Raw genomic sequence first — 13480 nt, forward strand, 5'->3', positions numbered from 1 at the left:
TACCGAGCGGGCGCGCGGGCTCAGGGCGCCAGGTGCACGACCTCCACGAGCTGGTCGCGGATCTGCGCGGCGGTCCACGGGAAGCGCACCCACTGCTCGTTCGAGAACATCTCGGTCTGGTCGTCCGACCAGCGGGACGTCGGGTCCTCGTACTGGCTGTAGGTGAGGATCGTGCGCGCGTCGACGCCGGTCCGGCCCCGGAAGGCGACCGCCTGGAGGTACGACGAGCCGCGGGTGACCGGGTCGAGGACCGGGTCGCCGAGCGTGCTGCTGACCGCGTTCGCGTCGCCGGACAGGTCGCCGAGGCCGCCGCCGAGCGGCCAGCCGGCGGAGCCCCGGTCGCCCGAGCGATGGAGCTCGCCGTACGTCTTGGTCAGGCCGGCGTCGCGGTCGGTGACCAGCGCGATCGCCGCGGCCAGCGCGTCGACGACGGGCTGCGCGGTCGACAGCGTGCGCGGCGTCGTCAGCGGGTGGGCGGGCGAGAACGGCACCTCCCAGAGGCCGACGTCGCGCTGGTCCGCGAGCCGGACGAACTCCTGGAAGATCGCGGCGCCGGCCGAGGAGGTCGCGTCCGAGCGGCCGTCCCAGTCGTGCAGCAGCCGGCAGGCGGCGACCAGGCCGGTGGCGTCGCAGACCCGGTCGAGCCGACCGCCGACCCGGGCCACCTCGGCGGCGTACACCCGGTTGGCGTGCTCGTGCGCCGCCAGCGTGCGCGGCGTCTCCTTCCCGACCTCCAACCGGTCGCGCACGTAGGCCATCACGACCTTCGTGCGCATGGTCCGCTCACAGTCCTCGCAGCCGATGATCCGCGGGTAGCCGGTCAGCCGCACCTCGTCGTTGGGCAGCCAGTAGGAGTCGTTGGCGTTCATCACCCAGTCGCGGCGGACGACCTCGGGCAGGTGCGAGGGGCCGAGGATGCCGGGGCGCTGGGCATCCTCGTCGGTGCCCCACGCACAGCCCGTGCTGGCCCGGGTGCCGTCGAGCCCGGGGAGCCCGGCGACGCTGAAGATCAGCCGGCCGGCCGGGGTCATGCACCGGCGCGCGAGGGCGTCGGTGACGTGCGGGGTGACCGCGTGGTCGGCGTACAGGACGTCGCCGGCGCGGTCGGCGGCGACCGTGTTGACCCACGGCATGCCGCCGCCCCGGTCCTGGCGGCGCAGCAGGTTGCGCACCGAGCTCGCCATGTTCATCGCCAGGAAGGTGTCGAAGGTGCGCAGGTGCTCGGCGTTCGCGTCGCGGAACGCCCAGAAGCTGCCCTTGGTCCAGCCCATGAACAGGCTCGGTGCGTTGAGGACGTAGCCCTGCGGCGTCCGCCAGAGGGTGCGGGTCACGGTCTCGACCCCGGCGTCGGTCCGGACCTGCACGTCGACGTCGCGCCGCTCGAGCTCGGCGGTGCCGCCGTCGGCGGTCCGGTAGCTGGTGGGGGTGTCGGCGGTCGTGTACTGGTACGGCGTGAACCGGAAGCCGGTCGACACGGTGTGGCTCCACGCCACGTCCTTGTTGAAGCCGATGTTGATCGCCGGGAAGCCGGTCAGCGCGCCGCCGGCGACGTCCAGCTTGCCCGGGACGGTCAGGTGCATCTGGGTGAAGCGGTACCGGCCGAGCCAGGGGAAGTGCGGGTTGCCGAGGATCATCCCGCGGCGGGTGGAGGTGTCCTCGCCGCCGACCGCGGTGGCGTTCGACCCGAACTCGGCGTCGGGCTCGAGCGCCTCACGCAGCTCCGCCCGCGTCGGCCTCGCGGTGGGCTTCACGCCGGCGGCCGGCGGCGCCGCGTCGGCGATCTGCGGGAGCAGGCGGGTCGTGGAGGAGATCAGCTGCGCGAGGTAGAAGGCGTACCAGACGTCGGTGGTCGTGACGTCGGGCGCGATCCACGCCTCGTCCGCACAGGCCGGGTCGGTGATCTCGTGCTCGGCCAGCCAGGCGTTGATGCCGGCGGTCTCGGCGGCCACCATCGCCTTCGCCCGACCACTGGGGCCGGCGACCGGGTCGGCGAGGAGCTGCTCCACGACCTCGCGGTCGCGCAGGTCGGTGACCAGCGTGTCCCACTCGAGGTTCGTGGCCGAGCCGCCGACGTTGTCCTTGTAGGTGGCGTCCGGGCCCTCGTAGAGGGAGCGCTGCCCGCGCGCGGTGAGCAGCGTGTCCATCAGGTTGCACGTCGCCTCGGCCGTGGTGATCCAGCCGGCGCCGTACGCCATGCCCGGCAGGGTGTTCGACCGGATGTGCGGGATGCCGTGCTCGGTGATCCGGATCGTCACGTCGTACGCCGGCGCCTTCGCCGCCCGTGTGGCCGCGACGGGGGCGGCCTCGGCGGAGGTCGCGGCCGCGGAGAGCGGTGCGAGCAGGAGCAGGGTGGCCAGGGCGGCCCCGGCGCGAGTGGTCTTCGGCTGCACGGCCGAAACCTAGCTCCCGCGCGCGGCGCCGGCAGCGGATCGCCACACCGGTCTCGACCGGGTCTACACCGGCACCAGGGGCTCGTGATCTCCGTCCGGGAGCTCGACGACGATCGGCAGACCGGCGCGGATCTGACCGCCACGCTCGACGACGGCCATGACCCCGGCCTTGCGCACGATCCCGACGCCGTCGACCGACTCGGCCCCTCCGGTCGCGCCGAGCGCCACGTCCGAGCTCGACGCGCGGCCGTCGATCCGGGCGACGACGACCTTGAGCAGCCCGGCGGAGAGGTCGTCGATCTGGCGGCACGGGTTGCGCAGGCCGGTCACGCGCAGGACCGCGTCGCCGATGTGCAGGCGGGTCCCGGTGGGCAGGCGCAGCAGGTCGAGACCGCCGGTGAGGATGTTCTCGCCGAGCCCACCGGCGCCCACGTCATGGCCGGCGGCCCGGGCCTCCTCGAGGAGCTCCTGGTGGATCAGGTGCACCTGGCGCAGGTTCGGCTGGTTCGGGTCGCGCCGGACCCGGGAGCGGTGCTGCACGAGCGTGCCCGCGTGGGCGTCCCCGGCGACGCCCATGCCCTCGACGAGGGTGATCGACTCCTGCGGGATCTTGCTGAACCGATGGGTCTCGTCGCGGGCGACGGCGACGACGACCGATCCGACCACGCTGGGATGCTACGCGCGTCATAGCCTCGTGGCGTGCAGTGGCTGGAGCGCGGGGAGTGGGAAGCGAGGGCGACGGCCCACCGCGAGCGGCTCCTCCCCTACGTCGAGCCGCACCTCGAGCGCAGACGACGGGGCACCAAGCATCCGGTCCACGACTTCCTCTTCACCTACTACGGCTTCCGGCCGGCACAGCTGCTCCGGTGGCACCCCGGCTTCGGAGTCGCCCTCGAGGACGCGCCCGAGCATGCGGGCCTCAGGGGCTACGCCCGGGTCGTGTGCCCGAGCACGCGCCATGGCGCGTCCTCAGGCACACGACCCGACGCCGCCGCGGTGACCGAGCAGCACGTGGCCTCCCAGCGGCCGTTGCTGGAGGCGCTGCGGCGCCTGCTGCGTGCGACCGAGGCGCGGCCGGCGAACTTCGGCTGCTTCGGCCTGCACGAGTGGGCGATGGTCTACCGGCTCTCCGAGGACGAGACCCGGCACGCCGCCTGGCCCCTGCGCCTCGGCGCGGCCGGCACCGACGCGGTCGTGGAATCGCACCGGATCGCCTGCTCGCACTTCGACGCCTACCGGTTCTTCACCCCCGCAGCCACGCCGCTCAACACGCTGCGACCCACGTCGGCCGACCGCCCGGCGTACGAGCAGCCCGGCTGCCTGCACGCGGGCATGGACCTCTACAAGCACGCCTTCCGGCTCACCCCGATGATCAGCTCCGACCTGGTCGCCGACTGCTTCGAGCTGGCGTGGGACATCCGGGGGCTCGACATGCGGGCCGCGCCGTACGACCTGACGGGGCTCGACGAGCGCGCCTTCGAGCCGGTGCGGATCGAGACGGCCGCCGGCAAGGCGGAGTACGCCGAGGCGCAGCGCGGCTTCGCCGAGCGGGCCGCCCCGCTGCGCGCGCGGCTGGTCGCCGAGTGCGAGCGGCTGCTCGCGGCCGAGTGATCGCTCAGACCTTCCGAGGCACGTTGCCGGTGAGGCTGAACATCCAGCGCATCGCCTTGTGCCCGCCGTCGGCGGTCGGGCCGAACATGCACGGGCAGCCGCCGGGGATCACGGTGACCCCGTGCTCGCGCCCGTACGCCGTCGCGGCGTCCGAGACGCTCCCGGCGCCCGGGCCGCGGTGCATCCAGACGTGCGTGATGCCGAGGTCGACGCACTCGTGCATCGTCTCCTCGGCCGTCGACGGACGGGTGCCGATCACGACCGCCTCGACCCCGCCGGGCACGGACCTCAGGTCCGGGAAGCAGGCGTCGCCCTCGACGCGGTCGGCGTTCGGGTTGATCGCGACGACGTCGTACCCGCGCTCCCGCAGCCGCTGGTAGACCATGTTCGCGCCGTGGCCCTTCGGCGCGTGGGACACGCCCGTGACGGCGATCCGGTTGTGGGCGAGGAACTCGGTTGCGGCTTCCTTCATGGTGACCACGAGACCGATGCTCGTCGCCGCCGGGCCGACCGGCCAGGGCCAAAGGGCCCGCCACGATGACCTTCGACCCTGGGTCCTCCCGAGGCCCCGACCTAGCGTCGAGGGCGTGGGAATGCCCGTACCGAAGTGTCCGATCCGCCCCGGCGACGCGTGCACCCTGTGCCACCCCGGCGCGCACGGGCCGGAGGACTGCGGCCTGGTGTGGCTGGTGATGGGCGACCCCGAGCTGCGCGAGCGGCTCGCCGAGATCCGTCGCGAGGCTGCCGCCGGCTGACCCCGGGCCCACCTGTCATGTGGGGATCCGGGTTCGCCGAAACGGCTCCTGGAACGGCCGCCCGCTCCTACCCTGACCTGACACACGCCAGTCGAGGTCCGGGGGTTCGGTCATGTTCAAGCAGGTTCAGGTCGCGTTCGTCACCGCCGCCCTGGTGGCGGCTCCGCTCGTGGTCGGGATCGCCGGACCAGCCGAGGCCGCGGGCAAGTACTACGCCAACTGCGACTCGCTGCACCGTGACTACCGGCACGGCGTGGCGAAGAGCGCGGGCGCTGCCGCGAAGCAGGTGCGCGACGGGTACGGCCGCCCGGCGTACGGGAAGCAGGCGCGCGCCGTCTACGCGACCAACAGCTCCCGCCTCGACCGCGACAAGGACGGCACCGCCTGCGAGGCCTGAGCCGCGCTCGCGCGGCCGTTGTCCGTAGCTCGCCCTACGGTGTCGGCATGGCAGAGATCGTGCTGTTCCACCACGTCCAGGGTCTGACCGACGGGGTGCGGGCCTTCGCCGACGACCTCCGCGCCGGCGGGCACACCGTGCACACACCCGACCTCTTCGAGGGCCAGGTCACGACGTCGATCGAGGACGGCATGGCGCTGCGGGGCGACATCGGCGGCGACGTCCTCGACGAGCGTGCGGACCGAGCGGTCGCGGACCTCCCGGCGAGTCTCGTGTACGCCGGGTTCTCCTTCGGGGTCGGCGCGGCCCAGCGGCTGGCGCAGACCCGGCCGGGGGCGCGCGGGGCGCTCCTCTACGAGGCGTGCTACCCGATCACGGGCGAGTGGGCGTTCGGGCCGTGGCCGGACCGGCTGCCGGTCCAGGTGCACGGCATGGACGCCGACGACTTCTTCGCGCTCGAGGGCGACCTCGACGCCGCTCGCGAGCTGGTCGCGACCGCCAACCGGGGCGCGGGCGAGGGCGTCGGCGAGCTGTTCGTCTACCCCGGTGACCGACACCTGTTCGCCGACCGCTCCCTGCCGTCGTACGACGCGGACGCGGCGGCGCTGCTGCTCGAGCGGACCCGCGCCTTCCTCGACCGGCTCGGCTGAGGGGCGATGCACCCCGGCCACTCGGTGCTGCAGGTCCCGGTCCCGCAGCTGGAGTACTTCGTCCGCGCACGGACCGAGCACTACGACCCGTCCTACCTCTCCGCGGACACCGCCCACGTGCACGCCCACGTGACCGCGCTCGGTCCGTTCGTGGCCGAGCTGACCTCCGACGTCGACCGGCGGGTCGCGGCGATCGCGGCCGAGACGCCGGCCTTCGACTTCGTGCTCGAGCGGGTCGGGCGCTTCGCCGACGGCATCATCCACCTGGTGCCCGAGCCCGACGAGCCGTTCCGCAAGCTGACCGCCCGGCTGGCGGCCGAGTTCCCCGAGCACCCGCCGTACGCCGGCCGCTACGCCGACGTCGCGCCGCACCTCACCCTCGACCTGCTCTCCCCCGACGTCACCGAGGCCTCCACGCTCGCCCTGCTCGACGGGGTGCTGCCGGCTCGGTGCCGGGCGACCCGGCTCGATCTCGCGTGGTACCAGCCGCACGCGACCGGCGTCCTGCAGTCGTGGCGGCTAGCGTGAGCCGCATGCGCCTCGGACGCCTCGCCGCACCCCTCCTCGCCCTGGCCCTGGTCGCCACGCTGACCACGGCGGCCGACGCCCGGGACGATCGCTGGGTCTTCTACACCAAGGACAAGACCTACTACACCTCCCCGTGGTTCCAGGGCGCGCACCGGATCATGATCCCGTTCGGCTGCACCCGCGCCCCGTACTACTCCCCCGACCCGCGCTGCCGCGACGACCGCGGGTTCCACCACGGCATCGACGTCGCGATGCCCTGCGGGACGCCGCTCTACGCCCGGTTCCGGCTCCGGGTGCTCCCGCACGACTCGCTGGGGTCGGCGTACGGCGACAACCCGGTGCTGCTGCGCAACCGCAAGAAGGGCTTCGACCTGGTCATCGGCCACACCCGCAGGGTCTACGTGCGACCCGGCGACATGGTCAAGAGGGGCACCATGTTCGCCCGCGCCAACGACCGCGGTGCACCCGACGGATGCCACCTCCACTTCGAGAAGCGCGCGGTCCAGGGCGGCCTCTCGACGGCGGTCAAGCCGCGCCGGCTGCTCGCGCTGACCCCCAGGGAGAAGTCGTGAGCGAGGAGCGGGTGCTGCGCGCCTTCCTGACCGACGACGGCAGGCTGCACACCATCCCCGCCAAGCACGCCAAGCTGCTGGTCGTGCTCGACCACCTCGCCCAGCGCTTCGAGCCCGGCGAGCGCTACCCCGAGGCGGAGGTCAACGCGGTGCTGCAGGAGTTCCACCCAGACCACGCCGCGCTGCGCCGGTACCTCGTCGAGAACGGCTTCCTCACCCGCGAGGACGCCGTGTACTGGCGCAGCGGCGGGACGGTCGAGGTATGAGCGAGGACCTCCGCGACCTGGACTGGTACGCCGAGGACCTCGGCGCGGTCTCCTACGCCGGCGCCACATTCACCGACGTCGACCTGACCGAGTGCACCACCAAGGGCGCGACCTTCGAGAGCTGCACCTTCCACAACTGCCGCTTCAACTCCTCCACCCACATCGCGACCGCCTTCGTGGGCTGCGACTTCCGCCGCACCAGCTTCTTCGACGCGATGCTCGACGGGTGCAAGCTCACGGGCTCGACGTTCGCCCAATGCGTGCTGCGGCCGCTGTCCGTGCGCGGCGGCCAGTGGCTCGGCGTCTCGATGCGGGGCACCAACCTCTCCGGCCTGGTGCTCGACGACCTCGACCTGCGCGAGGCGGACCTGTCGATGTGCGACCTCACCGCCAGCTCGCTGCGCGGCGCCCGGCTCGCCGGGGCGACCCTGCGCGAGACGGTCCTGACCGAGGCGGACCTGCGCGGCGCCGATCTCGCCGGCGTCGACCTCAGGGTCGCCACCCTGCGCGGCACCAGGCTGGACCTCGCCGGCGCCGTCCAGCTCGCCGAGCAGCACGGCGCGCTCGTCGAGCCGTAGCCCGGCCGGTCAGCCCACGCGCTGGCGCAACCTGATCCCGTCCAGCACGAGCCCGAGCCCGAGCGCGAAGTCGGAGGTCTCGCGCGGCTGGTCGTCGATGGCGCCCGCGGACCCGGCCTGCAGGTGGGTCTGCTCGTCGGTCGCGTGGCCGAAGACGAAGTGCAGCAGCGTGCGCGCGGCCGTCGGCACCAGCACCGGGTCCAGCCCACCCTCGCGAAGGGCCACGACCAGCTCGTCGTACGGCGCCGCCGCGCCCAGCCCGAAGGAGTACGCCGTGGCCACCAGCTCGGCGCCGTCGCGGTAGGCCAGCATCGCGTCGCGCAGCTCGCCGCAGACCGCGGCGACCCGGTCGTCCCATGCGTCCGGCCGGGGCCCGCTCGGCCCGCGCGCCAGCACCTCGTCGGCGACCGCGGCCAGCAGGGTCTGCTTGTTCGCGAAGTGGTGGTAGAGCGCGCTCGGCTGCACGCCGAGCTCCGCGCCGAGCCGCCGCATGGTCAGGTCCGCGAGCCCGTAGGCGTCCAGGACCCCGACCGCCCGGTCGACGACGTCCGCGCGGTGGTAGCGCATGTCACACCTCTCCTGGTCTCCTGGAGGCGAACACCCGTTGACCGCCCCTGTCACGAACCCTAACCTGAACACCGTTCACCTGACCACCGTTCAGGTACGTGACCGAAGGATCAGAGCATGACGATGGCCGAGACCGCCGACAGCACGACCGACAGCTCCGCCGCCGACGCCCCGGCCCGGCGCCACCGCTCCACGACGACCGATATCGCCCTGATCGCGGCGTTCGCCGCGCTGATCTCCGCCTGCGCCTACATCGGCGGCATCCCGGTCGGCGGCGGCCAGGTCGCGATCACCCTCCAGACCTTCGGGGTGATGCTCGCCGGCGCCCTCCTCGGCCCGTGGCGCGGCTTCCTCTCCGTCGCGCTCTACCTCGCCCTCGGCGCCGCCGGCCTGCCGGTGTTCTCCGAGCACAGCTCGGGTCTCGGCACCTTCAGCAGCGCGAGCGCCGGCTACCTCTGGTCGTTCCCGGTGGCCGCCCTGCTCACCGGCCTCCTGGTCCAGTACGCCGCCCGCAGCTACCGCACCAGCGCCCTCGCGGTCTTCCTGTGCGCGGTCCCCGGCATGGTGCTCAACCACGTCGCCGGCGTGGTGGGCATGAAGCTGTTCTTCGACATCTCCTGGCCCACCGCCTTCACCTACGACGCGCCGTTCTGGCTCGGGGACACCATCAAGATCCTGGTCGTCGCGCTGGTGGCCGCCGAGGTGCACCGCGCGTTCCCCCAGCTGCTGCGGCGGCGCTGACGTCCGTGCCGATCCAGTTCGACGCCGCCGGCCTCACGATCGAGGCACCCGACGGGGAGCGGGTGGTCCTCGAGCCGACGTCGGTGGAGCTCGTCGAGCAGCGGATCGGGATCATCGGCGCGAACGGGTCGGGCAAGTCCACCCTGGCCCGGATGATCAACGGCCTGGTCGTCCCCTCGACCGGCCGGGTGCGCGTCGACGGATACGACGTCGCCGGTCAGGGCCGCGAGGTCCGGCGCCGGGTCGGCTTCTGCTTCACCGACCCGGCGGCCCAGCTGGTGATGCCGACCTGCGTCGAGGACGTCGAGCTGTCGCTGCGGCGCACGGTCAAGGACGCCCGGGCCCGGCACGACCGCGCGCTCGAGGTGCTCGGGCGCCACGGCCTCGCGGAGCACGCGGACGTGAGCGTGCACGCGCTCTCCGGCGGCCAGAAGCAGCTGCTCGCGCTCGCCGGGGTGCTCGCGGTCGAGCCGGCGGTGCTGGTCGCCGACGAGCCCACCACGCTGCTCGACCTGGCCAACACCCGCCGGGTCGCGGACCTGCTGTTCGGCCTGGACCAGCAGCTGGTGCTGGTCACCCACGACCTCGACCTGGCCCGCCGCTGCGACCGGGTGCTGGTGGTGGCCGACGCCGCGGTGCGGTACGACGGGCCCGCCGACGCCGCGGTCGACCACTACCTGGCGAGCGTGACGGCGTGAGCAACCCGCTGCTCGTCGGCGTCTACCAGCCCGGCACCAGCGTGCTGCACCGACTCCCGGTCGGGGCCAAGATCGGCGGCCTGGCCGTGCTGTCGCTGACGATCGTGCTGGTGCGCGACGCGCGGGCCGCGGTCGTCCTCCTGGCGGTCGCGCTGGCCCTGGCGGTCCTGGGCCGGGTCGGCCTGCGAATGCTGGCCCGGACCACCCGGGCGGTGCTGATCGTCGCGGTCATCGCGGCCGCACTGCAGTGGTGGGTCAGCGGGCCCGCGAAGGCGGTGGAGACCCTCCTCGACCTGATCTCGCTGGCCCTGGCGGCGATCGCCGTCTCAGCCACGACGCCGGTCAACGCGATCCTCGACGCCCTGGTCCGCTGGATCTCGCCGCTGCGCCGGGTCGGCGTCGACCCGGACCGGGTCGCGCTCACCATCGGCCTGGCCATCCAGGCACTGCCCGGCACGGTCGCCCTGGCGCTGGAGACCCGGGATGCCGCCCGGGCCCGCGGACTGGGCCGCCACCCGCGCGCCTACCTCACGCCGTTCGTGATCCGGGTGGTCGCGCGCGCCCACGAGACCGGTGACGCACTGCACGCCCGGGGCGTCGGGGACGACTGACGCCCCCGGCTGGACATCACGGCTGGCAGCGCTAGGACTCGCGGCTGCGCACCTTCACGCAGCACAACCCCTCCTCGGGGTCGAGCACCGCGTCCAGGGACTGACAGCCCAGCCCCTCGATGACGCCGTTGACCAGGCCGAGGTTCATGCCGCACACCAGCTCGACGTGGTCGCGGGCGAGCCGGTCGAAGGGACAGTTGGACAGGCTGAGGGTGTCGCCGTCCTGGTGCGGCTCGTAGCCGTGCTCGGCCAGCACCGCCGCCGTCCGCTCCAGGTCGTCGCCGGCGCTCACCTCGCTGGCGGCGGCCATCACCTGGCCGCGGGCCTCGGCCACGGCCAGGACCGAGTCCTGGACCGAGGAGCCCGCGCGGGCCGCCTCGTCGATCGCGGTGGCGAGCACGTCGCCGGCCAGGTCGTAGTGCCGCTCCGGCAGCGAGACGGACACCTCGCGGTCCGCCCGACGGTAGAGCTTCGAGGGACGACCGGCGCCCGGGCCCGACCGACCGGAGAGCCGTCGGTACTCGACCTCGAGGAGGCCCTCGTCGACGAGCCGGTCGAGGTGGAACTTCGCCGAGTGCAGCGGCAGCTCGCAGGCCGCGGCGGCCTGCTCGCGGCTGATCGGCTCGGCCTGGGCCGCGGCGTACAGGTAGAGGGCGCGGCGGGCCGGCTCCATCAGTGCTCCGACCCCGCTGACGGCGGTCACGAAGTCCTCGTTCACCGGCCTCCTCCTCACTCGCTCTGCGTCGCGGCGGATTGATCCTATCTCTAGCGGATCAATCCATTGACAAAAGAACATACCCTCTCTAACGTCGCATTTACAGTCCTTTAGAACGGAGCATGGCGATGACCCACACACCCGATACCGGCACGCGCACGAGCGACGTGACCACAACTGCCCTCGACCCCGGTGCCCACCGCGCCTACCTGCTGCTGCGCACCGTGTTCACCATCGCCCCCATCGCGTTCGGCCTCGACAAGTTCCTCGGCTGGCTGACCGACTGGGACGACTACCTCGCCCCCTGGATCAACGACATCGTGCCCGGTTCGGCGCACGACGCGATGCTGATGGTCGGCGTCATCGAGGTCGTCGCCGGCGTCCTCGTGGCGCTCGCCCCCCGCCTCGGCGGGTACGTCGTCGCGCTGTGGCTGGCCGGCATCATCGTCGACCTGGTGTCGATGCAGGACTACTACGACATCGCGCTGCGTGACTTCGGCCTGTTCGTCGCGGCCCTGGCGCTGGCCCAGCTCGCCGCCACCCACGCCCGCAAGGGCGGACTCTGGTGAGCCAGCTGGTGACCCAGCCGTTGAACCAGCCGTTGAGCCACGCCGCCAGCGAGGCCCGGGCCCGCTGGCGGCCGCGGGTCTCGCAGCCCGCGGCCGAGGTCGACCTGGTCGCGGCCGAGAGTGCCGCCAGCGACCTGCTGCGCGCCCTCGGCCTGGACATCGAGACCGACGAGATGGTCGAGACCCCGCGCCGGCTGGTGGCGGCGTACCACGAGCTGCTCACCGGCCCCGACGTCGACCTGACGACCTTCCCCAACACCGAGGGCTACGATGAATTGGTGCTGGTGGCCAACATCCCCGTGCGCTCGGTGTGCGAACACCACATGCTGCCCTTCGTGGGTGTCGCCCACGTCGGCTACCTGCCCGACGAGCGGATCCTGGGACTCTCGAAGTTCGCTCGACTCGTCGAGCTCGTCGCCCGCCGTCCGCAGACCCAGGAGCGGCTGACCACCGAGGTCGCCGATCACCTGACCACGCACCTCCAGCCGCGTGGCGTCGGCGTCGTCATCGAGGCCGAGCACACCTGCATGAGCCTGCGCGGCGTGCGCGCCCAGGGCACCCGCACGGTCACCTCCGCGCTGCGCGGGACCCTGCGGGACCACGCCGCCCGCGCCGAGTTCCTGTCGCTGGCCCGCGAGCAGGGGGCCCGGCCGTGAGTGGACGAATCGTCATCGTCGGCGGCGGTCTTGCCGCTGGGACCGCCGCCGCGGCTCTTCGCGACGCGGGGTACGACGGCGACGTCGTGCTCCACGCCGCGGAGCCGCACCTGCCCTACGAGCGTCCGCCGCTGTCCAAGGGTTACCTCGCCGGGGACGCCGAGGCCGACAGCATGCTCGTCCACCCGGCGTCCTGGTATGCCGAGAACGACGTCGAGGTGCGCACCGGCTCCCGGGTCGAGCGGATCGACGCCGACGGCCACACGGTCACCGCCGGTGGGGCGACCGAGTCCTTCGACCGACTGCTGATCGCCACCGGCGCCTCCCCGCGCCACCTGGCCGTCGCGGACGAGAGCGGCGCGCCGGTCGCCTACCTGCGCACCCGCGAGGACAGCGACCGGCTCCGCTCGGTGCTGTCCCCCGGCCACCGGATCGCGATCCTCGGTGGCGGCTTCCTCGGTCTCGAGGTCGCCGCGGCGGCCCGCACCGCCGGGGCGGACGTCACCGTGCTCGAGGCGCTCGACCAGCCGCTGCTGCGGGTGCTCGGCCCCGAGATGGGCGCGATGTTCGCCGACCTGCACCGCGAGCACGGCGTGGACCTGCGCCTGGGCGCCAAGGTCACCGGCTTCGACGGCGACGGGCGCACGGCGCGGCTCACCGTGGAGGGCTCCCCCGACGTCGATGCCGACCTGCTCGTCATCGGCATCGGCGCCAGCCCCGACGTCGCCCTCGCGGAGGCGGCCGGTCTGGCGGTCGACAACGGCATCCTGGTCGACGAGCGGATGCGCGCCTCACGCCCGGACATCTACGCCGCGGGCGACGCGGCCCGGGCCCACCACCCCGTGCTGGGACGGTCGATCCGGGTCGAGCACTGGGACAACGCCATCCGCCAGGGGCGGGTCGCCGGGCGCGCCATGGCCGGCGACGAGGATGCGGTGGCGACCGACCTGCCGTACTTCTTCACCGACCAGTACGACCTCGGCATGGAGTACGTCGGCGACGTCGGCCCGGAGGGCTACGACGAGGTGGTGATCCAGGGCGACCTCGCGAAGCGGGTCTTCAAGGCCTTCTGGGTCGCGGGCGGCAAGGTCGTCGCGGCGATGCAGGCCAACGACTGGGACGCCAGCGACTCGCTGCGCCCGGCCATCGGGAAGAGCCTGGCCGAGATCTCGTAGG

At 73.1% G+C, this 13480-nt stretch carries 19 protein-coding genes; 14 read left to right on the plus strand and 5 right to left on the minus strand.

Annotation, left to right across the window (positions count from 1 at the left end; translation table 11 throughout):
- Positions 1-20: 20 nt before the first annotated feature.
- Both NOCA_RS18380 and NOCA_RS18385 read right to left on the minus strand, forming a co-directional pair.
- Positions 21-2390, minus strand: coding sequence for a penicillin acylase family protein (locus NOCA_RS18380; protein WP_011756774.1), 2370 nt, complete (start codon positions 2388-2390; stop codon positions 21-23).
- Between the two features lie 63 nt (positions 2391-2453).
- Entirely contained in the window at positions 2454-3056 is a 603-nt protein-coding gene (locus NOCA_RS18385; protein ID WP_011756775.1) for an MOSC domain-containing protein, read from the minus strand.
- 33 nt (positions 3057-3089) lie between these two features.
- Here NOCA_RS18385 and NOCA_RS18390 point away from each other — a divergent pair, with 33 nt between their 5' ends.
- Positions 3090-4001, plus strand: a complete 912-nt coding sequence (locus NOCA_RS18390) for a hypothetical protein (protein WP_011756776.1) — start codon at positions 3090-3092, stop codon at positions 3999-4001.
- A 4-nt stretch (positions 4002-4005) separates the two neighbouring features.
- Here the strand turns inward: NOCA_RS18390 and NOCA_RS18395 are convergent, their stop codons facing one another.
- Positions 4006-4473, minus strand: a complete 468-nt coding sequence (locus tag NOCA_RS18395) for a CoA-binding protein (RefSeq protein ID WP_011756777.1) — start codon at positions 4471-4473, stop codon at positions 4006-4008.
- 121 nt (positions 4474-4594) lie between these two features.
- On the opposite strand from NOCA_RS18395, the gene NOCA_RS27630 reads away from it, so the two are divergent.
- The 7 genes from NOCA_RS27630 to NOCA_RS18425 all read left to right on the plus strand — a co-directional run bounded on the left by NOCA_RS27630 (position 4595) and on the right by NOCA_RS18425 (position 7747).
- Entirely contained in the window at positions 4595-4756 is a 162-nt protein-coding gene (locus NOCA_RS27630; RefSeq protein WP_337998999.1) for a DUF6767 domain-containing protein, read from the plus strand.
- 112 nt (positions 4757-4868) lie between these two features.
- Complete coding sequence (locus NOCA_RS18400; RefSeq protein ID WP_011756778.1) at positions 4869-5153, plus strand: excalibur calcium-binding domain-containing protein; 285 nt, start codon at positions 4869-4871, stop codon at positions 5151-5153.
- Positions 5154-5200: 47 nt separating this feature from the next.
- Positions 5201-5803, plus strand: a complete 603-nt coding sequence (locus NOCA_RS18405) for a dienelactone hydrolase family protein (RefSeq protein ID WP_011756779.1) — start codon at positions 5201-5203, stop codon at positions 5801-5803.
- A 6-nt stretch (positions 5804-5809) separates the two neighbouring features.
- Positions 5810-6331 (plus strand): 2'-5' RNA ligase family protein, encoded by a 522-nt coding sequence (locus NOCA_RS18410; RefSeq protein WP_011756780.1) that lies wholly within the window; start codon positions 5810-5812, stop codon positions 6329-6331.
- A gap of 5 nt (positions 6332-6336) precedes the next feature.
- Entirely contained in the window at positions 6337-6903 is a 567-nt protein-coding gene (locus NOCA_RS18415; RefSeq protein ID WP_011756781.1) for a M23 family metallopeptidase, read from the plus strand.
- Positions 6900-7169, plus strand: coding sequence for a DUF2087 domain-containing protein (locus tag NOCA_RS18420; protein ID WP_011756782.1), 270 nt, complete (start codon positions 6900-6902; stop codon positions 7167-7169). The genes NOCA_RS18415 and NOCA_RS18420 overlap by 4 nt, the downstream gene beginning before the upstream one ends.
- Positions 7166-7747, plus strand: a complete 582-nt coding sequence (locus NOCA_RS18425) for a pentapeptide repeat-containing protein (RefSeq protein WP_011756783.1) — start codon at positions 7166-7168, stop codon at positions 7745-7747. Before NOCA_RS18420 ends, NOCA_RS18425 begins: the two co-directional genes overlap by 4 nt.
- A gap of 9 nt (positions 7748-7756) precedes the next feature.
- Here the strand turns inward: NOCA_RS18425 and NOCA_RS18430 are convergent, their stop codons facing one another.
- Positions 7757-8314, minus strand: coding sequence for a TetR/AcrR family transcriptional regulator C-terminal domain-containing protein (locus NOCA_RS18430; RefSeq protein WP_011756784.1), 558 nt, complete (start codon positions 8312-8314; stop codon positions 7757-7759).
- A gap of 117 nt (positions 8315-8431) precedes the next feature.
- On the opposite strand from NOCA_RS18430, the gene NOCA_RS18435 reads away from it, so the two are divergent.
- From NOCA_RS18435 to NOCA_RS18445, 3 genes are read left to right on the plus strand one after another with little or no spacing between them, the layout of a single operon-like run.
- On the plus strand, positions 8432-9055 hold the full coding sequence (locus NOCA_RS18435) for a biotin transporter BioY (protein ID WP_011756785.1): 624 nt from the start codon (positions 8432-8434) through the stop codon (positions 9053-9055).
- Between the two features lie 5 nt (positions 9056-9060).
- Positions 9061-9753: an energy-coupling factor ABC transporter ATP-binding protein gene (locus NOCA_RS18440; RefSeq protein ID WP_011756786.1), complete on the plus strand. Its 693-nt coding sequence runs from the start codon at positions 9061-9063 to the stop codon at positions 9751-9753.
- On the plus strand, positions 9750-10364 hold the full coding sequence (locus NOCA_RS18445; protein ID WP_011756787.1) for an energy-coupling factor transporter transmembrane component T family protein: 615 nt from the start codon (positions 9750-9752) through the stop codon (positions 10362-10364). Before NOCA_RS18440 ends, NOCA_RS18445 begins: the two co-directional genes overlap by 4 nt.
- Positions 10365-10395: 31 nt before the next feature.
- On the opposite strand, the gene NOCA_RS18450 is transcribed toward NOCA_RS18445, so the two are convergent.
- On the minus strand, positions 10396-11082 hold the full coding sequence (locus NOCA_RS18450; protein WP_011756788.1) for a helix-turn-helix transcriptional regulator: 687 nt from the start codon (positions 11080-11082) through the stop codon (positions 10396-10398).
- Positions 11083-11207: 125 nt separating this feature from the next.
- Here NOCA_RS18450 and NOCA_RS18455 point away from each other — a divergent pair, with 125 nt between their 5' ends.
- From NOCA_RS18455 to NOCA_RS18465, 3 genes are read left to right on the plus strand one after another with little or no spacing between them, the layout of a single operon-like run.
- Positions 11208-11648, plus strand: a complete 441-nt coding sequence (locus tag NOCA_RS18455) for a hypothetical protein (RefSeq protein ID WP_011756789.1) — start codon at positions 11208-11210, stop codon at positions 11646-11648.
- Entirely contained in the window at positions 11645-12304 is a 660-nt protein-coding gene (folE, locus tag NOCA_RS18460) for a GTP cyclohydrolase I FolE (protein WP_011756790.1), read from the plus strand. The genes NOCA_RS18455 and folE overlap by 4 nt, the downstream gene beginning before the upstream one ends.
- Positions 12301-13479, plus strand: coding sequence for an NAD(P)/FAD-dependent oxidoreductase (locus tag NOCA_RS18465; protein WP_011756791.1), 1179 nt, complete (start codon positions 12301-12303; stop codon positions 13477-13479). Before folE ends, NOCA_RS18465 begins: the two co-directional genes overlap by 4 nt.
- Position 13480: the final 1 nt, after the last annotated feature.

The organism is Nocardioides sp. JS614 (assembly GCF_000015265.1).
Lineage (GTDB): Bacteria > Actinomycetota > Actinomycetes > Propionibacteriales > Nocardioidaceae > Nocardioides.